The sequence below is a fragment of the Enterococcus sp. DIV1758 genome (assembly GCF_051711985.1).
Taxonomy (GTDB): Bacteria; Bacillota; Bacilli; order Lactobacillales; family Enterococcaceae; genus Enterococcus; species Enterococcus faecalis.
Genome location: NZ_JBIOOA010000001.1, coordinates 2,526,710 through 2,551,252 on the forward strand (window position 1 = coordinate 2,526,710; position 24,543 = coordinate 2,551,252).

The 24,543-nt window shown below is 39.1% G+C and carries 21 protein-coding genes and 1 other annotated feature; of the genes, 3 read left to right on the top strand and 18 right to left on the bottom strand.

All coding sequences use genetic code 11. The features are described from left to right. Positions 1-207: 207 nt before the first annotated feature. The 8 genes from IGJ52_RS12295 to IGJ52_RS12330 form a co-directional block, all read right to left on the bottom strand. Entirely contained in the window at positions 208-819 is a 612-nt protein-coding gene (locus IGJ52_RS12295) for a YktB family protein (RefSeq protein ID WP_002416537.1), read from the bottom strand. Positions 820-853: 34 nt separating this feature from the next. Continuing rightward, positions 854-1,411, bottom strand: a complete 558-nt coding sequence (locus tag IGJ52_RS12300; RefSeq protein ID WP_002419597.1) for a GNAT family N-acetyltransferase — start codon at positions 1,409-1,411, stop codon at positions 854-856. 85 nt (positions 1,412-1,496) lie between these two features. After that, positions 1,497-2,717, bottom strand: a complete 1,221-nt coding sequence (pepT, locus tag IGJ52_RS12305) for a peptidase T (RefSeq protein ID WP_010816819.1) — start codon at positions 2,715-2,717, stop codon at positions 1,497-1,499. 21 nt (positions 2,718-2,738) lie between these two features. Further along, the gene (locus IGJ52_RS12310; protein WP_438792143.1) at positions 2,739-4,379 is read right to left on the bottom strand and encodes a peptide ABC transporter substrate-binding protein; all 1,641 of its coding nucleotides are present in this window, start codon (positions 4,377-4,379) and stop codon (positions 2,739-2,741) included. A gap of 49 nt (positions 4,380-4,428) precedes the next feature. Then, positions 4,429-4,674, bottom strand: a binding site (T-box leader). Between the two features lie 147 nt (positions 4,675-4,821). Further along, positions 4,822-5,775, bottom strand: a complete 954-nt coding sequence (locus tag IGJ52_RS12315; RefSeq protein ID WP_438792144.1) for a siderophore ABC transporter substrate-binding protein — start codon at positions 5,773-5,775, stop codon at positions 4,822-4,824. 38 nt (positions 5,776-5,813) lie between these two features. Then, on the bottom strand, positions 5,814-6,569 hold the full coding sequence (locus IGJ52_RS12320; RefSeq protein WP_438792145.1) for an iron ABC transporter ATP-binding protein: 756 nt from the start codon (positions 6,567-6,569) through the stop codon (positions 5,814-5,816). After that, positions 6,566-7,531, bottom strand: a complete 966-nt coding sequence (locus IGJ52_RS12325; RefSeq protein WP_438792146.1) for an iron chelate uptake ABC transporter family permease subunit — start codon at positions 7,529-7,531, stop codon at positions 6,566-6,568. Before IGJ52_RS12325 ends, IGJ52_RS12320 begins: the two co-directional genes overlap by 4 nt. Beyond that, on the bottom strand, positions 7,528-8,475 hold the full coding sequence (locus IGJ52_RS12330; protein WP_438792147.1) for an ABC transporter permease: 948 nt from the start codon (positions 8,473-8,475) through the stop codon (positions 7,528-7,530). Before IGJ52_RS12330 ends, IGJ52_RS12325 begins: the two co-directional genes overlap by 4 nt. 184 nt (positions 8,476-8,659) lie before the next feature. On the opposite strand from IGJ52_RS12330, the gene IGJ52_RS12335 reads away from it, so the two are divergent. Then, on the top strand, positions 8,660-9,112 hold the full coding sequence (locus IGJ52_RS12335) for a YueI family protein (protein ID WP_002383256.1): 453 nt from the start codon (positions 8,660-8,662) through the stop codon (positions 9,110-9,112). A gap of 277 nt (positions 9,113-9,389) precedes the next feature. Here IGJ52_RS12335 and IGJ52_RS12340 read toward each other — a convergent pair whose 3' ends face one another. Together IGJ52_RS12340 and gshAB are read right to left on the bottom strand one after the other, a co-directional pair. Next, a complete protein-coding gene (locus IGJ52_RS12340) occupies positions 9,390-9,575 on the bottom strand; it encodes a hypothetical protein (RefSeq protein ID WP_048949489.1) in 186 nt (61 codons plus the stop codon). 160 nt (positions 9,576-9,735) lie between these two features. Continuing rightward, positions 9,736-12,006, bottom strand: coding sequence for a bifunctional glutamate--cysteine ligase/glutathione synthetase (gene gshAB, locus IGJ52_RS12345; RefSeq protein WP_113793087.1), 2,271 nt, complete (start codon positions 12,004-12,006; stop codon positions 9,736-9,738). Between the two features lie 170 nt (positions 12,007-12,176). Here gshAB and IGJ52_RS12350 point away from each other — a divergent pair, with 170 nt between their 5' ends. Further along, a complete protein-coding gene (locus tag IGJ52_RS12350; protein ID WP_194177538.1) occupies positions 12,177-12,683 on the top strand; it encodes a cysteine hydrolase family protein in 507 nt (168 codons plus the stop codon). A gap of 189 nt (positions 12,684-12,872) precedes the next feature. Then, positions 12,873-13,769: a YitT family protein gene (locus IGJ52_RS12355; RefSeq protein ID WP_002365354.1), complete on the top strand. Its 897-nt coding sequence runs from the start codon at positions 12,873-12,875 to the stop codon at positions 13,767-13,769. 50 nt (positions 13,770-13,819) lie between these two features. Here IGJ52_RS12355 and IGJ52_RS12360 read toward each other — a convergent pair whose 3' ends face one another. From IGJ52_RS12360 to opp2C, 8 genes are all read right to left on the bottom strand, one after another. Continuing rightward, entirely contained in the window at positions 13,820-14,218 is a 399-nt protein-coding gene (locus IGJ52_RS12360; protein WP_219259741.1) for a VOC family protein, read from the bottom strand. 119 nt (positions 14,219-14,337) lie between these two features. Further along, positions 14,338-14,823 carry a cupin domain-containing protein gene (locus IGJ52_RS12365; protein ID WP_010715467.1) on the bottom strand — a complete coding sequence of 162 codons (486 nt, stop codon included), beginning with the start codon at positions 14,821-14,823 and terminating at the stop codon, positions 14,338-14,340. A 160-nt stretch (positions 14,824-14,983) separates the two neighbouring features. Then, on the bottom strand, positions 14,984-16,312 hold the full coding sequence (gene ftsY, locus IGJ52_RS12370; RefSeq protein WP_438792148.1) for a signal recognition particle-docking protein FtsY: 1,329 nt from the start codon (positions 16,310-16,312) through the stop codon (positions 14,984-14,986). Positions 16,313-16,314: 2 nt separating this feature from the next. Next, positions 16,315-17,142 carry a Cof-type HAD-IIB family hydrolase gene (locus tag IGJ52_RS12375; protein ID WP_002359053.1) on the bottom strand — a complete coding sequence of 276 codons (828 nt, stop codon included), beginning with the start codon at positions 17,140-17,142 and terminating at the stop codon, positions 16,315-16,317. 24 nt (positions 17,143-17,166) lie between these two features. After that, the gene (gene smc, locus IGJ52_RS12380) at positions 17,167-20,745 is read right to left on the bottom strand and encodes a chromosome segregation protein SMC (protein ID WP_438792149.1); all 3,579 of its coding nucleotides are present in this window, start codon (positions 20,743-20,745) and stop codon (positions 17,167-17,169) included. A 20-nt stretch (positions 20,746-20,765) separates the two neighbouring features. Continuing rightward, a complete protein-coding gene (gene rnc / locus IGJ52_RS12385) occupies positions 20,766-21,458 on the bottom strand; it encodes a ribonuclease III (RefSeq protein ID WP_002354946.1) in 693 nt (230 codons plus the stop codon). A 329-nt stretch (positions 21,459-21,787) separates the two neighbouring features. Beyond that, positions 21,788-23,566 (bottom strand): oligopeptide ABC transporter substrate-binding protein Opp2A, encoded by a 1,779-nt coding sequence (opp2A, locus tag IGJ52_RS12390; RefSeq protein WP_002408275.1) that lies wholly within the window; start codon positions 23,564-23,566, stop codon positions 21,788-21,790. 28 nt (positions 23,567-23,594) lie between these two features. After that, positions 23,595-24,518 carry an oligopeptide ABC transporter permease Opp2C gene (opp2C, locus tag IGJ52_RS12395; RefSeq protein WP_002365358.1) on the bottom strand — a complete coding sequence of 308 codons (924 nt, stop codon included), beginning with the start codon at positions 24,516-24,518 and terminating at the stop codon, positions 23,595-23,597. Positions 24,519-24,543 lie beyond the last annotated feature (25 nt).

Sequence of the window (24,543 nt, forward strand, 5' to 3'; positions counted from 1 at the left end):
GTTATTTAAAGATATCCTTTGAAAATGATTGTCAAAACACGTCCATTCTTTAGAAAACGCCTTTAATTTCTTAAAGTTTTACTAGTAAAACTTTAGAAAAGCTCACAATGTTAGTGTTGAACACTAACATTGTGAGCTTTTCTAATTTTTGACGCTTGTACAATTAAATAAAATAACACCAAAGCAAAAAATAACTGTCTGTTTCTCTTATTGGGCAACAGCCAATTGGTACAATGGCAGGAGTTGTTGGTAGGTTGCCAACATATAAGCGCGTGCTTTTTCAGGGCTTTGCCATAAAGCACTATCTTTGGGAATGATGCGCCCGATTTCAAATTCCCCTTTTTTTACATCTCTAAAACGAGTTAAGGCTTTTTCTAAATCCGTGTCTGGCAGCGGAGTAATTTGAGGAACCGTATGATCCAAGGAAACATACGTATCTTCTGGTAAAGCTTGGAATAATGGCTGATTCTCTAAAAAGGCTTGCGCAATCTGCTTTTCATTTTTAGGATTATCAATGAATGACAACCACATAAACACATAGTCGCCCCAAATGCCTAATTGAAAATGCGGCTGCATTTTATAGCCACGCTTATTCGGACTGAGTGCGGACCAAGTATTTTCTGGTGGATACACGGTGCGACGGCGATGTTGCGCAATATGGACAAACAACTCCGTTCCTAGTTCAGGCGCTAGTTGTTCGGCAAAATAAGTGTCTAATTCTTGAAAAATCGGTTGAATTTGCGCACGGATAACCGCCATTCGTTCATCTAATCCAGCAACTTCAAAGGCTGCGAATTCTTTTTCTGTAAACATCAACATTTCTCTAATTCCTCTCTCAACTTGTCTTACACTTCTATTTTTGTCGATTTTGCCATGTTTCCAGCGTCATCCCACGATAAACATCTGTGACAATTTTCCCTTTACTAATTCGGGCATTGGGCAGTGTTCCTTCGTAGGTAAAACCAATTTTCTCCATGACACGACCAGAAGCTGGATTGTCTTGATCATGTAAAGCAAAGATTCTCATGAGTTTCATTTTTGCAAAACCCAGTTCAACTAACGCCGTCGCGGCTTCAGGCATGTAGCCTTTGCCCCAAAAGGCACGGTTCAAGACATAGCCTAATTCTCCAATATTATTGGTTTCATTGACCCGCAAATCAATCGTGCCAATCATTTTGCCCGTTTCTTTCACTTCAATCCCATATTTTCCTAAAGGTTCCCCCATAAAATATTTCGCAATACTGGCTCTTGTTTCTTCTTTGGTTTCATTTTTAGGAAACACAAAACGCGTCGTTTCTTCATCTGAAGCATATTCAAATAAATCATCTGTATCTGCTAATGTCACTGGTCGTAAATGCAATCGTTCCGTTTCCAATTGTTGGTTTTCTGCAAAAATCAATGGATAATTCATGAGCAAAACTCCCTACTTTTCTAAATACTTTACCGAAAAACAGCGAAACACGCAAGGAAAATCGGCATTTCCCTCGCGTGTTTCTTTAATTAGCGTTTAGGCGAATGATGGCAATGATTGTTTGAACAGCTTTGGCCATTGATTCAACGGTAATAAATTCATATTGCCCGTGAAAATTTTCGCCTCCTGTAAATAGATTAGGCGTGGGAATGCCCATGAAAGAAATCTTAGAACCATCTGTCCCGCCACGAAAAGGTGTGATAATTGGTTCAATGTCACAACTTTCCATTGCTTGGACGGCTAATTCCACAGGGGTCCAATCTTTTTCGATGATTTCCTTCATATTATAATATTGGTCTTGGAAAGTAATTGTTAGTCTGGGTTTATCCGCCAGCGCATTTAAACGTTGAACTTGTTTTTCCAAAAATTGCTTTCTCGCTTGAAAGTTTTCTTGATCATGATCCCGAATGATATAGACAAGTTCTGCTTTTTCAATACTTCCTGTAAATTTATTGAGTAAATAAAATCCTTCATTTCCACGTGTTTGTTCTGGTACTTCCTTTTGCGGCAGTGATTGATCAAGTTGTTCGCCTAATTTAATGGCATTTACTAACGAACCATAGGCCGTTCCCGGATGGACACTGGTTCCCTCAATTGTTATCACAGCTTGAGCAGCGTTAAACGTTTCATACTCGAAATGCCCCACGCGGCCACTGTCGATTGTATACGCAAAAGCGACTGGGAAGTTCGGCGCATCAAATTGATCGGCCCCGCGTCCAATCTCTTCATCTGGACCGAAAGCGAGCCAAACATCCCCCCGCGCTACTTCTGGATGTGCCAAAAAATACTCAACAGCAGCTAAAATCTCGACAATTCCCGCTTTGTCATCTGCTCCTAAAAGTGTGGTTCCGTCTGTAGTAATCAACGTTTCCCCTTGATACTCTTTTAAATTGGGAAATTCAGCAACCGATAAAACGATGCCTTGTTCTTGATTCAAGAGGACATCTTGGCCATCATAATTAGTGATGACTTGTGGACGGATGTTTTCTGCTGAAAAATCCGCCGTATCCAGATGTGCAATCAAGCCGATGCTCTTCGCTGCAGGTTGGTTACCAGGCAACCTTGCCGTTAAAAAACCGTTTTGTTCGTTATAATGCACATCGGCCAAACCTAATTCATGCAGTTCTGTTTCAATCATTCTTGCTAAAACCACTTGCCCGACCGTCGTCGGTGTGGTTTGACTGTTGGCATCTGAACGGGTGTTAACTTTCACGTAAGTTAAAAATCGTTCGACTAATTTTTCCATTTCTTACTCCTTCTTCCTGAATCATTCTGTTAAATAAGCATTGCGCAAGTGGAAATAATCCCCATACAAGTGATAACTAATGCCTTTCAATTTAGGATTGATTAGATAATTTGAGGCACTTTGATACAGCGGTACTTGGGCAGCATCTTGGTTCAACAAGATGTCTTCCGCTTCTTTGTATTCTGCAAACTGTTTCTCTGGATTATTGGCATTAATCGTTCGTGCATCTTCTACCAGTTGGTCGTATTTGGCATTATGATAATTGCCATAATTGTAACTTGATTCTCCTGCATATAAGTTAAAGTAAGAGTCTAATTCACTACTGCCGGCAATCCAACCTGAAAGAGACAACTCGTAATTTTTTTCACGTCGCGATTGGTTCACATTATTACTTGGTTGCGATGAAATGGTAATTTCTAAACCTGGCAGATTTTCTTGTAACTGACTTTGAACATATTCCGCAATTCGTTTTCCTTGATCTGTATCTGCCGCTAGCAAGGAAAGTTTCACTTTTTTACCGACATCCGCCTGGGCTTTCGTCCATTCAGCTTGAGCTTTTTTGATGTCATTTTTCAAATATTCGCCACTGTAAGCTCGGAAATCTTCATCTGTTTCTGGGTTCGCATAAAGTTTACTTGGAATCAATCCGTTGAGGGGTTTTGACCCATCGTTTAAGACACTTTGTGTTAAGGCTTCTTTATCAATTGCTTGGCCAATCGCTTTTCGTAAATGAACATTCGCTAATGGCGTTCCTTCTTTTTTGTTGAAATCTAAGAAGTAGTTGGCCACATCTGGATGACTGACATAGCCTGGATCCTCTTGATATTGTTGAACATATTGTCCGTTAATGCGAACTAAGTCTAGTTCATTCGCTTGATATAAGTTAATCCCAGTATTATCTTCTTTGATTGTACTAACCGCAACTTCTTCCAGTTTCACTTGATCCGCATCATAGTATTCTGGATTTTTTTTCAATGTCCAAGTATCTGAAGTCGCATCCCAATTGGCTAGCGTAAATGGCCCGCTATAAAGTAAATGTTCACTATCCAAGGCGTAATCTTTACCTTGCGCTTCGACAAATTTTTGATTTTGTGGCGCTAACCAAGCAATCGAAACGACTGCTAAGAAGGAAGGTTGGGCCTGTTTTAATTCAACAATGAATTCTTTGTCATTAGGGGCTGAAATCCCTAATTCATCGACTGACTTTTCACCGTTGCGTATTTCAAAACTATTTTTAACACTATCTAGTAAATAGGCATTCGGTCCAATCGTCGCTGGTGTCACCAGTTTTTTCCAAGAATAAACAAAATCTTGGGCCGTGATTGGCTCGCCGTTGCTCCACTTAATCCCCTCCCGCAAGGTAAAGTGGTACTTGCGCCCATCGTCACTAATCTTGACATCTTTAGCTAGAGCTGGCACCGTGGCACTATCATCAAACCGATACAGGCCTTCAAATAAATGTTGTGCCATTGTAAAGGTATTTTTATCTGTTGTTTGTGTTGTATCCAATGTTGAGATTGGTGCAGGTGAACTAATACTGATTTTTTGTTCAGCTGCTAAATTTCCCGAATCTACTTTCTCTGCTGCTTCTTTGGTTCCGCCACATGCGGCTAAAAGAAACCCTGTTGCAATCAAACCTACTACTTTTTTCCCCAATTTCATGTTGTTGCCCCCTCATATTTTTTAAACAAATAAAAAAAGCATTCGTCCTAAAAAGGACGAATGCTTATGCAATCGCGGTACCACCTTTGTTGATCTCTTCGCTAAAAAAGATCCGCTCGTTTCCAGTACAATCATACTGTAGCGCTATAACAGGCGCACCTGAATTGGTTTAAGCGAACGGCTTCAACCAACCTGTTCAAAGGCCATTTTCCTCTTTAACGTCACTACCTCTTCTCACCAAACGAGGCTCTCTGAAAGCTATTTTAAAAAGTACTTTCCTTCTCATCACATTTTGTTCTTTTATTTGTTTCATCAATCATACTGATTTACGGATAGTTTAGCAAACATTTTCGAGGCCGTCAACCACATTTTTAATTTAAAACTTTTTTGTTTTTCATCAAAAAAAGAAAAGAGGTTTCAATTCCTCTTTTCTAAAACAATTTTACTCTAATCCTTTTTTAACATCTTCTATCATCAAATGCATTGATTCTAATCCACCACCACTTAGATACCAAACATCTGGTTGAAGCATAATGACTTTATCATTTTTACCAGCATCGGTTTTTTGAATCAATTCGTTTGCAGCGACGTTATCTTTTGAATCGTCGCCACCAATTGCTTTGGTACGATCTACCACAAAGAGAATCCCAGGATTTTTTTCTAAAACATATTCGTAAGAAACACTTTGCCCATGAGTGGAAGCTTCAATCTTATCGTCTGCTGCTTTGAAGCCAAATGTATCATGAATTAAACCGAAACGAGAGCCTTTTCCGTAAGCGGAAAGTTGTCCTTCGTTAACTAACACAACAAGCGCATTATTCGCGCTAGCTTCTGCTTGTTTTTTCACGTCAGCAATTTCTTTTTCTAAGCCGGTTATTTTTTCTTTGGCTACCTCTTCTTTACCAAAAATAGTGCCTAACGTTTCAATATTTTGTTTCGTTGATGCCCAAGGATTTTTGGCATCTACAGCTAAGTAAATGGTTGGCGCAATGGCTTTTAATTGTTCTTGATAATCTTGTTGACGACCAGAGATAATAATTAAGTCTAGTTTTAGTTGATTGATTTTTTCTAAATCTGGTTCTTTAATACCGCCTGCTGATTCAACTTTTTGGTATTTTTCCAAATACGCAGGGATATTTTTGGTTGGCGCACCTACCACGCGGTCACCAACACCTAGTGCATCCATTGTATCCAAGGAACCATTATCAAAAACAACGACTTTCTTAGGATTTTGGGGAACGGTTAATTGACCATTGGTGTCTTTGACTGTGACTTCCGTTTTAGCTGCTGTTTCTGTTGTTGCAGAATCTGCTGTTTTTTTATTTGTTTGACAAGCACTTAACATTAACAGTCCCATCATTGAAACTGCCATCATTGCTAAAAATTTCTTTTTCATTCTTTTCCTCCAAAAACGTTATTTTTAAATTGCTCGATTTAGTGATAAAGACAAAAGCGTTTTCCTTCAATTTCACAAATCCGGATATTCATTTCATAAAGATCATTTAAAATACTTGTTTGAATAACTTCCTCTGTTGCGCCATGCGCATAGAGCTTTCCGCCTTTCATGGCGACAATTTCATCTGCATAGCTTGCGGCAAAATTAATATCATGTAGAACAATCAGAATTGTTTTTCCTAGTTCACCCACTAAGCGTTTAAGAATCTGCATCATTTGAACCGCATAATTCATGTCGAGGTTATTTAAGGGCTCATCCAATAAAATATAATCGGTATCTTGGGCTAAAATCATGGCAATATACGCCCGTTGTAATTGCCCTCCAGAAAGGGTATCAATGTATTCTTCCGCCATTTCAGTTAAGCCCAATTGTTCCAGTGCTTCTGTTACTTTTTCATGGTCAGCGCTTTTTAAGCGACCTTTGGAATAAGGAAAGCGGCCAAAATTGACCAGTTCTCGCACAGTTAATTTAAGTTGTACACCGTTGGCTTGTTTTAAAAGGGCAATTTTTTGTGAAAAAGCCGATTGCTTCCAGGTTTTTACTTCTTGCTTGTCCAGATAAATTTCCCCGGTATCTTTGGGAATTAAGCGACTCATCATGGCTAGCAGCGTGCTTTTCCCAGCGCCATTCGGCCCAATAAAGGCCGTTAATTTGCCTTCAGAAATAGGTAAATCAATGTCTGAAACGACAAATTTATCGCCATATTTTTTTGATACATCACTCATCTGGATCATGTGCGTTGCTTCCTTTCTGCAATAATTTTCCATATAAAATAAACGCCCCCAACAAATTGAATCACCACACTGAGCGGGGTATTCAAATGAAAGACCTGTTCAACCATCAATTGACCAAACACCAGTAAAAAGACTGCTATTAAACTCCCTGCCACAAACAGTTCTCGGTGGCGATAGGTTTTCATGAATTGATAACTCATATTGGCCACGATAAAACCTAAAAATGTAATCGGTCCCACTAATGCTGTTGATAAGCCGACCAGACTACTGATCAAACACAACAACACTAATTGAAACTGATTCACAGCAATCCCCAAATTCTGGGCTTGATGGTTCCCTAAATGTAAAACGTCTAAACGGTAACTTTCCCGCCAAAGTATCCCACAAATCATGAGTACCGCCACACCAACGAAAACGAGATACTGACTATTGACGTTACCGAAACTGGCAAACAACTTTCCTTGGAGTAAGTCGTATTCGTTAGGATCCATAGTCACTTGTAAAAACGTACTGATACTACTGAAAAAAGTACCTAAAATCATGCCAATCATCAACAATAAGAATAGGTCGGATTGATTTTTGCGTAATAGAAAATACGATAAACTAGTGCTTAAAAATACCATTAAAAAGACGTTCATCAAAAACGAGCCAAGACTTACTTGACCTAACGCTTGTGCGCCTCCTAAAAGAAAAAATAACACCGTCTGCACAAAGACGTACAAGGAATCCATCCCTAAAATGTTTGGCGTTAGGAAATGATTTTGCGTGACTGTTTGAAAACTAATAGTTGAAAAAGCCGCAGCGATTCCGACAAAAATAAAAGCCAATAACTTTTTCCCTCGTAACGCCAAAGCAAAGGACCAATTGCCATACGTGTTATAAGTTAAATAACAAAGACTCACAATTACTACGGCAGCTAAAAGCAAAAGTAATGAAAGCCATTTTTTTAAAGGCCGTTTCATCGTTTGCGCCCCCTTAGTAATAATAAAATGAACAAAATGCTCCCTAATGTTCCGACAACCACGCTGACAGGAATTTCATAGGGGGCAATCAATACTCGTGCTAAAATATCACAGATTAACAAGAACAAACTCCCGCAAATCCCAGTTAACCACAAGGTATTTTTCATATGATCGCCATAACGTAAAGACACGAGATTGGGAATCACAACCCCTAAAAACGGAATATTCCCCACCATCAATAAAACGATGGCACTTGCTAAAGCAACCAGCGTCAAACCTAAAAACTGAATTCGCTGGTAATGGACGCCAAGACTATTTGCAAATGCTTCACCCATACCAACGACAGTGAAATGATAAGCAAATAAATAAATAACAAACCACAAAGGAATCATTAAAAATAACCATTCATAATTCCCTTTCATAACTGTGGAAAAATTTCCTTGTAACCAAGCAGACATATTTTGAACCAATTGGTATTGATAGGCAAAAAATGTGGCAATTGAGCCTAGAATGTTACCAAACATCACGCCCACCAAAGGGACCATTACTTGATTCTTACTTGGTAATAATCGAATGAGCGCTAAGAATAATAAGGTCCCGCTTAGCGCAAAAATAAAAGCAATTGCCGTTCGATAGAGAAACGGAGCTGTTGGGAAAAATAACATTGCAACTAAAATACCCAACCTTGCACTATCGGTTGTTCCAGCGACACTAGGAGCGACAAATTTATTTTGTGTGAGTTGCTGCATAATCAATCCAGAAATACTCATCGTACTACCAGCAATGATTAAACTCAACGTGCGGGGAACACGGGTGGTAAATAAAACAAATTGTTGCTGCGCATCTAATTGAAACAACTGAGAAAGTGCAATGTCCTTCACCCCTATCACTAATGACAATAAGCTGAAAAATAATAGTAGAACAAACAAACCAATCTTTTTCATGAGAAAACTCCATTTTTATTTAATTGAGAATGATTCTCATTCTTAATTACAGTGTATGAGAAAACCATCACAAATGCAACCACTTTTTTTCCTTTCTTAAAAACTTCTTCTCAAGCCGACTGACCAACGACTTATCTAAGATATGCTATAATGGAGGGAAACGTTAGGAAAGGAGTGTTACTGAATGGCGAATGATGACTTACAACAACGTCTGGATAAAGGAATGTATGGTACGCCCCTCGTCAATCCTGAAGAACAACACAAATACATGGGCACATTTCGTGAACGCTGCCGTCTCTCCATGACCGTCGCTGAAATGAAAGATGCACAGAACCAACAACATTTATTAGAAGAATTAGCGAAGCATCCTGAAGTTACAGTACTTTTAAACGGCGAAATCTCTTCTGACCTGCAAAGTACCTATATTAAATTATTAAATCAGCATGGCGCAACCTTTAAGATTGTTAACAATTTTGTGGAGAACAACCCTGACTCTCTCGGCTTACTGTTAGCTGAAAAACATGCAGTCGATGAACCTGTGATTGACGTTACAGAAAAATATCCTCAAGCAACCGAAACGCCAAAAGAAGAGCCAAAAGCTAAAAAAGGCTTCTGGCAAAAACTATTTCACTCATAAAAAGCTCAAGAAAAGTTATGAGTCATTGGATTGTTTAAACATAAGTTATGAGCGCTTCCATTTATAATAGAATTGTGCTATTATAAAGATGAAAAAGAGAGGTATGCGGGTACATACCTCTCCTTTATACCAGCGCCAGTTATAAGAACTGGTGGCTTACTGAGTTAAATTTTTGTTACTATTTAACCGTTCGGCCTGTCAAGCTTATGAACGGTTATTTTTTATTGTTTTTCGTTGCTTCAAGGATACCGAAAATCAGTAACGCAACAAACGCTAATCAGCTGAACAAAAGCAACTCCTTCGGAAATAAGCCGAAATTCTCCAAAAATTGAAGAACTATTTTCGGAAATTCCTTCTTATTTCTCGGAGCTAAACGCTTTCGCCTTAGCCTCAGAGCAAAACTAATCATCAATTCCAATGTCGCTTCGATTGACAAAAAAATGCTCCTTTCGTTAAAGTGCATCGGATACACATAGGCATCACCTGCCTCTCTAACTCAGAGCCACCGTCATACAACTTTCATTGGTAATAGTTTTAGTATAACCTATTGGGTTCACCAAGAAAACGTTTTTATAAAGAATACCGCCAAAAAATCTATTATGACTTTTTGGCGGTATTCTTTTTTATTGAACCACTTCTGGGTATAAAAGTTTTAAAACGTCCATTGTTAAACGGCGTCCTTTTCCAGCGTAAGGATACACATGCATGTGCATGGCTGGATTAAAGTTTGCTTCAATAATCCCGTACGTTAAGCTATCACGTGTGCCTTTTACGTCTTTGTCAGGAATGATTAAATCAATGCCACAAATTTTGGCTCCTAAAGCAGCTACGGCTTCAATGGCGATTTGTTTATAACTATCATCAATGACATCGGTCATATCAATCGAATCCCCGCCCGTGCTAACATTAGAATTTTCTCGCAAGTACACGATTTGCTCTTTTTCTGGCACAGAATAGATAGTTAAACCTTGTTCTTTCAACATTAGTTTTTCTAAATCATTTAACTGGATTAATTCTAGTGGTGCACGGTGATTGGTTCCCCGCAATGGATCACTATTTTTAGCGGCCACCAATTCTTCTACAGTATGTTTGCCATCTCCGGTAACATTGGCTGGCACGCGCAACATGATGGCTTTTACATCATTATCTAACACAAAGAACCGATATTCTGTTCCAGGTAAAAATTCTTCAATTAAAACCGCTGTGTCCTCTTTAAAAGCAATCCGTAACGCTTCCGTAAAGTCTTCCAACGAAGCGCCTTCTTTAAAAATGGTAATTCCTAAACCGTAATTCGTTGATTTTGGTTTCACGACAAACGCTTTATTGGCATAGCGCAAATGTGCTTCTTGTGCCTCAATAAAAGATGAAAATTCTTCACCGCCAGGCACATGGAAACCTGCTGCAGACAAAATTTTCTTTGTCACGGTTTTGTTTTCCATAATCAATGGTACCACGTAGTTATCTTTGCTAGTCATGTTGGCATTTTTGACGTATTCAATGTGCTCGCCATGTTGCAGTTTCAAAAATTGCTCTTGTTCATCTAAAATTTCGATTTCCAGACCTTTTTGAATCGCATCAAATAAGAAAATTTGTGTGGATAATTCCATCTCACGGAAACCAGCTAATTGATAAGGGCGTTCAAAGGCCATACTTTGATATTGGTTTCCAAAAATATTACCCAATTCACTGTTGGAGTTTTCTTGAATAATCGTCCACATTTTGCCAGAAACGGTGTCTTGTGGATTCCGCAGTTGTTGATAATACTTACCGACAACTTCTTTGCCTTTGCGAATGCCTAGAGCATCTAACATATCAATCATTTCTGAAAAAATCCGATCGCCTTCTGTAATTAACTTAATCGTTTCATGAGGATGACCAAGAGCCACTTGTTCATTAAAAATATCGCCAGTTTTTACCCATTCATCCGCTTCTTCTTTTTCATCTGTCCACAATAAATACAACATGAAATAATGTAAGAAATCCACGGTATCTTCCACAATGCCTAAACGTGAAAAAGGATTTAAGTCTAAATTACGCAACTCGATATAGCGAATACCTGTTTTAGGCAGATCAGACATTTGTTTCCCGCCACGTAAGCGCACAGGCGCATAAAATTCTTTTTCTTCAGAAAGTAAACCATTTTCCACCATGCGATGAATATCTTCTAAATAGCGTTCCAATGAGGCATACGATACTTTCACATTGTCATGATTTCTGTAGCCATACGTACTATTCCGAATACTGCGAATAGGTTCTTGCGGTTGGTCGTCGTAGACCCTAAAGTAGCCGTCTTCACTAACTGGCGAAGCCCCAAAAAGATACGTAATTAACCAACGATAACGTAAAAAGTTACGGGCAACTTTCATGTACACTTTCGTTTTAAATTGTTTGCAATCTGTCACTTCGGATTGTTCATCATATAATTGCTGAATCAGGGCTTGGTCATATTCAAAATTAAAATGAATTCCGCTGACCATTTGTTTTCGTTTGCCATACTCTTTTGCCAAATAACGACGATATAACACCGCATCATATTGATCTAATTTAGCAATTTTAATCTCTTCATCTTTTGTTGGTAATTGTGGCGGCATACTTAATGGCCACAGCATTTCATCTTCTGGAATCGAACGACGAGCCACATCGTGAATGGCATCTAAAAAACGAAGCATTTCTGTGCCGCTATTTGCTACAGGCGTGATTAGTTCTAATTGTGTTTCACTAAAATCTGTTTGAATATATGGATGATAAGAACGGTTACCAAAAACCGTGGGATGATCAGTTGTCGCTAAAAGCCCTTCTCGTGTACTACGTTGGTTTTCTTTTTCTAAACCAAAACGAGCCATCAATACGTAAGGACGAACATTTTTCTTTTGCATTAATTCTCTATAATTCATCTTGTCGCCTTTCTTTCTACAAACTATCTGTTTCTCTTACTATTATATAGGAAAACGAGTAAATATGCTGTTTTTTTGAACGTTCGCTTGGGAATTTTCGAGACACTTTTAGAGAGCGCCTTTTTCCGTTATACTGAAAACAACTAGTTTATAGAAAGTGGGGATTGCTCATGAAAAATCGTGCATTACTTTTAATTGACTTTCAAAAAGGCATCGAAAGTCCGTCGCAGCAATTGTACCGTCTGCCAGCAGTGTTGGAAAAGGTCAATCAGCGTATTGCTGTCTACCGCCAACACCATGCGCCCATTATTTTTGTTCAACATGAAGAAACTGAACTACCTTTTGGCTCAGACTCTTGGCAACTTTTTGAAAAACTGGATTCACAACCTACAGATTTTTTCATCCGCAAAACACATGCGAATGCCTTTTACCAAACAAATTTAAATGATTTATTGACGGAACAAGCCATTCAAACGTTAGAAATTGCTGGCGTGCAAACCGAGTTTTGTGTGGACACTACAATTCGGATGGCTCATGGTTTAGGCTATACGTGTTTGATGACACCGAAAACCACTTCCACCTTGGATAATGGACATTTAACCGCGGCACAAATTATCCAGCATCATGAAGCTATTTGGGCTGGCCGCTTTTTGACTTTTTTGCCTTCAATAAATTGAGAGCTTTTCCAAAAAATTGTTTGTTCACTATGTTTTCTTGTCGTATTTCATGTTAGTATAAGGAAAAAGTGTTCAGTTGATTAGTTGAAGATTTAGAGTGTGGGACATAAGTCGATTAGGCTTGTCTCTCATGTTCTGTCTTTTTTTATGTCATCATTCACTAAACTAATAAATAATTGGAGGTATTTTATGAACAAATTTTTTACAGCCCAACGTTTAAAAGACACCGCCTATGTAACAGTCGGTGCATTCATTTTGGCCATTTCAATCAATGCGGTCTTATTGCCAAATAAACTTGTGGCAGGCGGAGCCAATGGCATTAGTATTGTTATTAATTATGTTTTCGGGATTAGTCCCGCCATTGTTCTTTACGCCATCAATATTCCTCTTTTAGTGCTTTGTTTCCTACTTCTTGGGAAAGAGGTCGGTGTCAAAACCATTTATGGCAGTCTTATTTATCCATTTTTTGTAGGAATTACTTCAGGGATGCCTGTTTTAACACATAATATTTTTCTAGCAGCATTATTTGGCGGTATTATTACAGGTGCTGGCCTAGGCTTGGTTTTCCGTGGCAATGCCTCAACTGGTGGCACAGCAATCATTTCACAAATTGTCAATAAATACTTCAAAGTTTCCTTAGGTATTGCTATTTTATTCGTCGATGGTTTAGTCATTTTATCAGCAATGTACGCTTTTAATGCAGATATTGTGTTATTCTCTTTAATTTGTTTATTTACAATTGGTCGTGTCGTTGACATGATTCAAGTTGGTCTGGTTCGCTCGAAGAATGTGATGATTATTTCACCAAAATATGTCGCTATTCAAGAACGCTTATTACGTGAACTAGATAAAGGTGTGACCTTGGTGCCAATCGAAGGCGGTTATCGAAGTGCGAAAGGCATGCTCTTAATGACCGTCATTCGTGAAAAAGATTTTCCCCGCTTAAAAGAAGCCATTCTTGAGATTGATGAAGAAGCCTTTTTGATTTCAATGAGTGCAAGTGAAGTTTACGGAAAAGGATTTAGCTTGAAAAAAGTAGCTGATTCTTATGGTGTTGAAGCTACTAATGCCAATAATTTACAATAGTTTTTTGTAGGAGAAGAGCCGCAAAATCTGTAGAGATTTTGCGGCTCTTTTTACATCTTCATCCAGACAGGTTCTAAGCTATTGCCATCCAAATCTTGCACTTCTAAGCCATACATTTGCTCTTCTGGTATTCCCATATCAACTCGGTAACAGTTGCCTCCGTTAGCTTTGGCGATTTCGCCAAACTGTTTTACGGCTTCGGCACTCTCTAAACTAAAGGAAATTAATGCTCCACTGGTTGTTTGCGCATCAATAATTTGCTTTTCTTGGATAAATTTTCCATAAAAGTCATGGTTCAACAACATAATCCAAAATTGATCATCCCACATCATCGAACTAGCTTCCTCTGTTGAAAATTCCTCGTTCTTTTTGAATCCAAGTTTTTCATAAAATGCTGTAGAACGTTGGACATCCGCTACTGGGAAGTTAACAAAAACCATTGTGCCCATGTGATTCATCCCTTTCTTTTAATCATCTACGACAGCTAAGTGTGCGTTGCGACAAAATCAACAAGCTTGTTTGATTTATACTAGCATATTCATAAAAGAAATGTTACTAAAACGTTTTCTTAAGGTAATTCTCGATAAGCCAAGTGCTGAATGATTTCACTATGTTGTGGATAATCGTTTAACAATTCCGCTTGAGTAAATAACTCGAAGTCTTCAAACTCAAAGCCTGGTGTAACCACACAACTGACTAACGCAAATCCTGTCGCTACTGTAGAGCCAAAGATTGTGCCGGCAGGAACTGAGAGCGAAAGCTGTTGCCCTTGAACTAAGTCTTTCCCTAACTGAACAGCTTGATATGTTCCATCAGGAAAAATACAGTGAACGGTTAACGGCTGACCATCGTGAAAAAACCATAATTCATCCGCTTTTAAACGATGAAAATGTGACGGACTTTCTGTATTTAATAGAAATAAAATCGCTGTATGCAACGCCCGTTCGCCTCGTTTGGTCGGAATCAATTGTTCACTTTTATTGGTTTGTTTAAAATAACCGCCCTCAGGATGCGCTTCTAATCCTAACTTCTCAATCCACATTTGTTCTGTCATCTTCTCCCTCACTCCTTCATTTTTTTCAGAAACAATTTAGGAAGAACTTAGAACATCCGTCCTAATCCTAAAATAAACGGCGGGACAGGAGTAGCTTCTTCATTCTTGAAGCTAAATACTCCTGTCCCACGTTCTTCCCAAACCTGTTTATTTTCTACAACTAAACATCTTTTAATAAGCCTTTAAATAAGCCCATTGCGAAATCGTTGGCATTGAATGGTTCTAAATCGTTAATGCCTTCACCTAGACCAACTAATTTCACTGGCAAGTGTAATTCATTCCGAATAGCAATGACAATACCACCTTTGGCTGTTCCGTCTAGTTTGGTTAAAACTAAGCCAGTGACATCGGTTGTTTCTTTGAACTGTTTAGCTTGTGTCATCGCATTTTGCCCAGTAGTTGCGTCCACGACTAAGAGAACTTCGTGAGGCGCATCTGGAATTTCTCGTTGGATGACTCGTTTGATTTTTTCTAATTCCTTCATTAAGTTGACTTTATTTTGTAAACGACCTGCTGTATCCACTAGCAAAACATCGGCCTGTTCTGCTTTGGCACGTTCCACTGCATCGAAAACGACCGCTGCTGGGTCGCCGCCAGCATTCCCACGCACAACTTCAACGCCAGCCCGTTCGCCCCAAACAACTAATTGATCGATGGCGCCCGCTCGGAACGTATCGGCAGCTGCCATTAAAACTTTCTTTCCTTCCAACTTGTATTGATGGGCTAATTTACCAATGCTGGTTGTTTTACCAACTCCATTAACACCAACAAATAAAATCACGGTTAAGCCATTTGGCTGTAAGTTAATCGCGTTATTTTCATTAATTCCTGCTTCTTCATACAAATCAACCATTTTTTCAATGATGGTATTTTGAACTTGAGCTGGTTTTTTCACATTTCGCAGTTTCACTTCTTGTCGCAAGGCTTCTGTAATTTTTAAGGATGTATCAAAGCCTACGTCTGCACCAATTAACGTTTCTTCTAATTCTTCAAAGAAATCTTCATCGACGCTCCGGAAATTAGCAAACAATTCATTCAACCGTTGACCAAATGTTTTACGCGTTTTTTCCAAGCCTTTTTCATATTTTTCTTGGACCTGCTCTTCTTTCGACTCTTCAATTTCTTCTGAAACCTGCGTGTCTGTTGGTTCTGCCAAAGGGGTTACGACACTACTTTCTTCCTCAGGCACTTCCACAACAACTTCTTGTGTTTCCTCTGTCAAGATTTCTTCTGGCTCTTCTTCTAATGCTTCTTCTACGCCAGCTAATTTTTCCATTTCAGCGTTATCTGTTAAATCGGCTGTTTCTGCGACTTCTTCCGCTGTCGTTTCTGGCGTTGTTTGCGCCTCTTCTGCTGCGGTTTCTTTTGATTCAGCAGGCGCTGATTCATCACTTGGTGTTACGTCTACTGTTTCTTCAACAATCTCTTGTTTTTCTTCTTCCTTTTTTTCAGCGGAAAAAGCTTTTTTAATTTTATCAAAAAATCCCATTCTTATTGGCCTCCTTCCAACGGCGTTAAAATATATTTTTCGACCGCTTTGGCAACGCCATCTTGGTCATTCGTGTCTGTAACGACATCTGCAGCTTCTTTAACTAATGGAATCGCATTTGCCATGGCGACACCTAAGCCAGCGTATTCAATCATCGGTAAATCATTTTCTTCGTCCCCTAGGGTCATGATTTCTTCCGCACGGATTCCTAAATCTTTGGCTAACAAGGAAATACCATAGGCTTTCGTAATCCCTTTTGGCATAAATTCTAATAAGTTATTTCGCGTTTTAATAATTTCAAAGCGCTCATAAAAAGAGGCCGGAATTTCCTTGATGCGTTCATTTAAATACGCTTCATCAATCGCAACAACAACTTTATTATAAATTCGATTCGGGGTTAACTCTTCTAATTTGTAGGACTCAAAGGTTAATAATTTGTTTAGAGAACTATAAATTGAAGGATAATTTGGAGCAGAAGGCAGTTGCATCACGACCTCATCGGATAAGACATCAAACGGCATGTTGAGTGTGGTTGCTAATTGGTATAGCTCATGAATTGCTTCCAAGGGCATCAATGTTTTCTCAATAATGGCCCCTGTATCATTTTTTTGAACCAATCCGCCGTTAAAAGTAATGCTATAATCGCCTTCATCTTGTAAACCTAATTCTTCTAAGTAAGGACCAATAGCTGCCAAAGGTCGACCTGTGCAGATAACAACTTTCACGCCTGCTTGTTTCGCAGCCATCAGTGCTTGTTTATTCCGTAAAGAAATCTCTTTTTGGCTATTTAATAATGTTCCATCTAAATCAATAGCAACTAATTTTATCAAACGTTCGCTCCTCCTTACTTCTGGCTAATTGCTTTTTTCAATTGCGCCACCTTCTTTGACCTCTTCCAAGCGAACTGAAACGATTTTTGAAACCCCAGATTCTTGCATAGTCACGCCATATAAAACATCTGCGGCTTCCATTGTCCCTTTACGATGCGTCACCACAATAAACTGTGTGCCATCTTCAAATTCGCTTAAATAATGGCCAAAACGAGCAACGTTGGCTTCATCTAAAGCTGCTTCTACTTCATCTAAAATACAGAACGGAACGGGTCGAACACGAATAATTGAAAAGAGTAATGCAATCGCCGTTAATGCCCGTTCGCCTCCAGACAACAAGCTTAAATGTTGTAATTTTTTCCCTGGTGGTTGCGCCTCAATCTCAATCCCTGTATTCAAGAGATCCTCTGGATTGGTTAGCACCAGTTCTGCCCGGCCGCCACCAAACATATTAGGAAATACCACTTTGAACTGGCCACGAATTGCTTCAAAGACTTCTTTAAACCGTTCTTTCACTTCTTGGTCCATTTCATCCATGGTTTCAAATAATTGTTCTTTCGCATTTAATAAATCATCTCGTTGACTGACTAAAAATTGATGGCGTTCATCGACTTGTTCAAATTGCTCGATGGCGCTTAAGTTAACAGGTCCTAACCGCTCAATTTCTTGTTTTAGGCGTTTCACTGTTTGCTGCGCTTGCGCTAAATCATCGATTGGGAAATACGCTTCATAGGCAGCTTCAAAGGTTAAGCTGTATTCTTCCTGTAAGTAACTTAACGAGCTATCTAATTGCATTTCTGCACGATTTTTTAGGACTTCAATTTGTGTTTTATCTGCTAAATACTGTTGTTGGCGTTTGTTTTCTTCCGCTAATTTTGTATCTAACTCGTCTACTTCTTCTTGCAACGCTTGTCGTTGACTGCGTACCGTTTGTAAAGACGTTTGCAACGCTGTTTGTTTCTCCGCTAATTGCGCGACTTGTGCCGCTAAGCCTTCTTCGGTTAACTGGTGATCGCTAGAATGGCTACTTAGTTGTTGTAGCTGTTGACGGATGGCCGTTTCTCGAATCAACAATTCGTCCAATTGTTCTTGTTTGTCTTGCTTTTGACGAGCAAAATGGGCACATTGTTCCGCCGCTACTGCTTGTTCTGCTTGAACTGTCGTCAAGCGTTCTTGCGCTTGGGCTTTAAAGGTTTCCATTTGGCTAGCTTCTTGTTCCACTTGTTTCATTTCAGCATCTAAACGTTCTTTCGTTGCCGTTAAGTTTGCTTGTTGCTCTGTTAATGTGGCTTTTTTCGTTTGATATTCGGTTAAGAATTGATGCAATTCCCGTGATTCATATTCAAACAGACGTTTTTCTTTTGTTAAACGAGTAATCGTTTCTGTTTGATTGGCTAATTTATTGTCAATTTCTTGTTGTTTTAAGCGATTTTGTTCACCAGCAGAGCGCAACATTTCTGCACGTTCCGTGGCTGTTTTCACTTCTTGCGAGAGCGCTTGGACTTCTTGTTCCACACTTCTTAGTTGTGTCTCTAATTGAGTCATTTGTTCAGTAATTGTTTGAAGTTCTTGCGCTTGTGAAAATAGGCTTCCTTGGTTGCCACGTTTATTGGCTCCCCCAGTCATCGAACCGCCAGGATTCATCACATCGCCTTCCAATGAGACAACGCGATATTGGTAATTGACTAATTTTGCTAACTGGTTGGCACTCGTTAAATCTGCCGCTAAAATCGTGACGCCTAAGAGATTTTGAATAACGGTTTGTACTTGTTCTGGATAACGAACTAATTCACTGGCAATCCCCACGAAGCCCGGTGCACCAGCCAAACGATTCTGAACCATCGCCGATACAGAGCGCGGCTTAATGGTGGTCAATGGTAAAAAGGTTGCTCGGCCACTGTGTTGTTGTTTTAGGAAGGTAATGCCTGCTCGACCATCTTTCTCATTTTCCACAACAATATGTTGTGCCGCACCACCTAGGGCCGTTTCAATCGCCAACGTATATTCTTTAGGCACTTCAATTAACTCAGCCACTGCGCCAACAATCCCAGTTAATTGGTTTTTGTGACGCAATACAGCTTTCACACCTTGATAGAAGCCAGCGTAATTTTCTTGAATTTCTTGCAAACTTTTTTGGCGTGCCTTCGCTTGTTGCACTTGATTCATCGCTTGGTACATATCGTTTTGACGCTGTGCTAATCGTTCACGCTTAGCTTCAAGCGTTGCTTTCAACGCGGTGTATTCTTTCAGTTGTTCTTGTAAGCCTTGTTTTGCGACTTTTTGCTCTTTTTCTAGCGTTTCTTTCATTGCGAGAGCTTCAACCATCTGTTCTTCTAGCGCTTCGTGTTTTGCTAGCGATTGTTGATTTTTAGCTGTTTCTTGTTGATATTGTCGTTCTAAATATTTTAAGTCATTGGCTGTATTGGCTTGTTCTTGCATGACTTCCACATACTGACTGCGCAATTCCTCCATCAATTCTTTAGAAGACTTACTATATTTTTCCACATCTTTCGTTGCCAAAGCCAATGCTTCTTTTAACGTCTGACGTTGTGCCGTTTTTTCTGCAATTGCTGTTTCCAGCGTCTGCAATTCTTCTCGATAACGAACAATTTTTTCGGCCGTTTCTGCCAATGTCTCTTCGTATTCGCTTGCCGTTTGGGAGGTGTGTTTGGAACGTTCAATTAAAACATTTTTTTGTCCTTCTGCTTGTTTCAACGCTTCTGTCACTTGTAATAATTGTTGTTGTTCCGTTTCAATTTGTTCATCTAAACGATTGCGCTTGCTGCGTAAACGTACCAATTTGCCTTCTAAGTCATGGACTTGCTTACTTGCGTCAGCTAACTTTTCTTCAATGGCTGTTAATTCTTGCGTTTTCGTTTCCCAAATAGCTTTTGCTTCTTGAATTTCGGTCACAGTTAAATTGACATCAATTTCGGTAAGTTCTTCTTTCAAAGCTAAATACTTTTTAGCCGCATCTGCTTGGGCGGCTAGAGGAACTAATTGGTCTTCCAACTCGTAAATGATATCTTGGACACGGCTTAAGTTGTCCTCGGTTTCGAAAAGCTTTTGTTCAGCCTTTTTCTTTCGTTGTTTGTATTTTAAAACGCCCGCTGCTTCTTCAAAAATCCCTCGACGGTCTTCAGGTTTACTATTAAAAATCGCTTCAACTTTCCCTTGTGAAATAATTGAAAAAGATTCTTTGCCTAACCCTGAATCCATAAATAAATCTTGAATGTCTTTTAAACGGCACGCTTGTTTATTAATAAAAAAGTCACTTTCGCCCGTTCGTTTTAAACGACGGGTGACACTAATCTCACTATAATCCAATGCTAAATAATGGTCGCTGTTGTCTAACGTCACGGTAACTTCCGCAATATTTAGCGGCTTACGACCTTCCGAACCGGCAAAGATAATGTCGTTCATTTTGCCACCGCGAAGGTTTTTCGCAGATTGTTCACCTAATACCCAGCGAACGGCTTCCGTGATATTACTTTTCCCACTTCCATTCGGACCAACCACTGCTGTCACATCATCTTCAAATTCAATAATGGTTTTATCTGCAAATGATTTAAATCCTGTAATTTCAATTCGTTTTAAATACACGAATATTGCTCCTTCCAGCCTTACTGAGGAATACTTTTCAGTGCCCGCTCAGCGGCATCCTGTTCAGCTAACTTCTTCGATTTTCCTTGGCCTAACCCAATGAGTTCACCATTCATGTAAACTTCAGTGAAAAAGGTGCGGTCATGAGCAGGGCCTTCTTCTTTAATTAAGCGATATTCAATTGAAACATCGCCTTTGCGTTGTAAAACTTCTTGTAATTGTGTTTTGTGATCCATCTCATGTGAAAAAGCACCGGCATCAATTTTCGGAAAAATAACGTCTTCAATAAATTTCTTGGCTGCGCCAACTTTTTGGTCTAAGTAGAGGGCACCTAAGAAGGCTTCAAATAAGTCACATAATAATGATGCACGTGTTCGTCCGCCCGATGCTTCTTCTCCTTTACCTAATAAAATGTAGTTGTCGAAGTGACATTCTTTCGCAAATTTGGCTAAACTATCTTCCCGAACGATGGCTGCGCGCATCTTCGTTAATTTTCCTTCTGGAAGTTCTGGGAATTTTAAATACAAATATTGTGAAACAATTAATTCTAAAACTGCATCTCCTAAAAATTCAAGACGTTCATTATCGGATAATTTTAAATAGCGATGCTCATTCACATAGGATGAATGAGTAAAAGCTTGCTCTAATAGATTGACATCATGGAAAACAATGCCGTAACGTTCTTTTAACTCTGTTGTTAACTGATTGTCCATTCTCCACATTCCTTTACATTTATTTACACCTTGTTTCATTATACTTTTTTTTTCACTTTTTTTAAATGGTTCTATTCAGAAAAAGCCTGTTATTCACTGTGTTCTCATTATTTTTTAGAAAAAAATAAATAAATAGAGCTATGACTGAGATAAAAGCGTTTGTTTACGTAAGAGATAGAAAGAGCGTGGGACAAAAATCACTTTGGATTTTTGCGCCACGCTCAAAAACTGATAAACGGCGGGAACAGAAGCAACTCCTCCTTATTTCTCGGAGTTAAACACTTCTGTCCCGACCTCGTTCTATCTCTATTAAATCAGCGGAACGTTGTTTAACGTTTTTCCGCAGTGACACCCACCGTTGCCCATGGATTATCTTTCGTATCAACTGCCCAAGTAAAGTCAACTACACGGTCGTTGACAGGCAAGACTTCATTTCTGTAAAGCGTTGGGATTACAAATGCTTCATCAATGGCATACTCTTGCCAATCGTAGAAGGCTTTTTTACGTTTTTCTTCATCAAATGATGCTTTTGAATCGATCGCATCAAGTAATTTAGTATTTTCTTCTGACTCAAAACGTGTGTAGTTAAAGGCTGAGTTTGGACCATATAAGCCGGTTGGTGAAGGATCTGAACCTGTGCCCCACGCGCCTTGATAGATATCTACTTCTGGATCATCATTTTTCAATTTATCATAGAATGCTTGGAAATCAATTAAGCGTCCTGTTGTATACGTTACGTTTAAGCCAATTTCTTTCCATTGTTGGACATAGTAATCAGCAAGTGGTTGTGCAGTTTCGCCGCCTGACATTGAAGCAAACTTGATTTCTAGTGGTTTGCCTTCTTTGTCTTCGCGAATGCCATCGCCGTCTACGTCTTTATAACCAGCATCATCTAATAATTTTTTCGCTTTGTCTAAATCAAGCGTATAGCCTTTCGCTTCGCTATCATGCAAGCTCTTGAAGACTGGTGGAATTAACGTTGTTGCCCCTGTTCGTAAGCCGTTGTAGAATTTTTGGCCGACTGCATCATTGTCAATTGCATAGCCCATGGCTTGACGTAAGCTTTTATCTGCCATTTTAGCTTTTGGATTGTATTTCACTGTATTTGTTTCTTTGTCAAACGTACCCATTTTAAAGCCAATATACGTGTAGGCTTGTTCGGGACGTCCTAAGATTTGATACCCTTCAGTATCTTTGTAGGTTGGATACGTATCTGTTGGCATTGATAATGCAATATCGTATTGTTTCGCTTTCATCGCTTCTACAATGCTCGCAGAAGGAACAGATTTGAACACTAATTTATCTAATTTAGGTTTGCCACCGTAGTAATACTCATTTGGTAGGTATTCAACAGATTCACCTGTCACAATATTACTCATGTAGTATGGTCCAATAGTCACAGGGTTTTTACGAACTGCATCGCTTGATTCCATGTCTTTAACAGCAATTCCTTCAAAGGCATGTTTTGGTAAAACTGAACCCCAAACACCGCCACCTAATTGTTGCATTCCTGGGTGAACTTCTTTGTAAGTGATTTTAACTTCTTTATCATTGACTTTTTCTATGCCAGAAATGGTTGGCGATTTACCATCATGGTAGTCTTCCATGCCAACAATATTCGTAAAGTTATCATCATAACGAATCCCTGTATAGTCTTTATGACCAATGACTTCATAAGAGAAAATCACGTCATCGGCTGTCACATCTTTACCATCAGACCATTTCAAATTGTCACGTAATTTAATGGTTGCTGTATTGGCATCTTCATCTAATTTCAGATCCGCAGGACCCCCATCGACAATCTTAAAGTCTGCATCATTGTTAAATAATGGCTGTACCGTTGGAAGCATGTATTGTGCATCATAGTTGTCTTGATAAAATTCTTGCTGGAAAAGTCCTTGGAATTGTGTATCCATAACTACAGCGACATCTAATGTCCCGCCATCAATTGCTTTTTTATCATTTTTAACAGCGATTGGCATTTTTGAAATGTCTTCTGTTTCCGTTGCTTTATTGCCCCCGCCTTTATTACCGCCACCACATGCAGCTAACCCGAATACTAACACAGAAGCTAACGTGATTGCACCTAAAATCCGTTTCTTGTTCATCTCTTTTCCTCCCTCATTTTTTGGCTAATTAGCCTAATCGTTGTCGTGCATCTGCTGAGCGCTTAAATGCTTGTCCAACATAGTTTATACTTAACATCAAGACTAAAATTAGAATTGATGCAGGTAACCAAACCCATTGTTTATTGACTAATACATCCCCACTGCTGGCGTAGCCAATTAAGGTTCCTAAACTTGGGACACTTTGTGGTAACCCGAAGCCTAAGAAAGTTAACGTTGTTTCGATCCCGATATTGGCCGCGAAATTAATCGTTAAGTTCGTAATAATTAATGAACTTAAATTCGGCATAATTTCTCGAAACATAATTTTAAAATCGCTTGTTCCCATTGTCTTAGAGGCACTAACGTAATCTCGGCGCCCTTCAGATAACGTTTTACTGCGGAACAACCGCGCTTTTCCAACCCAATAAAACGCACACATAATCCAAATAAAGGACCAGATACTATATTTAGGAATCACGGAAACGAACACAATAATAATTAACATAATTGGCAAAATCATAATAAAATCCACGATACGCATCAAAATATTATCAATCATGCCTCCATAATAACCGGAAATAATCCCTAAACCGACCCCGATAATAGACGTAATAATCGTAATGGCAAAACCGATTAAAATCGAGTTTCTAGCCCCGATAATCAATTGTCCTAAAACATCACGACCCCCTTCATCGGCACCTAAAATGAACTTGGTGCCATTCATTGTAACGGTACCTGGTTCCGCATATTTATCTAAAATACTTACATGCATAACGGCACTTTGGTCTAACACTAACGAACCGATAAAAACGGCTAATAAGATAATGACCAAAAGGATTAAAGAAAACATCGCCATTTTTTCTTTGACGAATTCTCGCGCAATCATCCGAAAGCCCATTGGTGGAATACTTTCTTGTAAGACTTCTTCTCTTTTTTCTTCTGTCAATTCCATTTTTATCACCCTTTCTTCGTGTTTT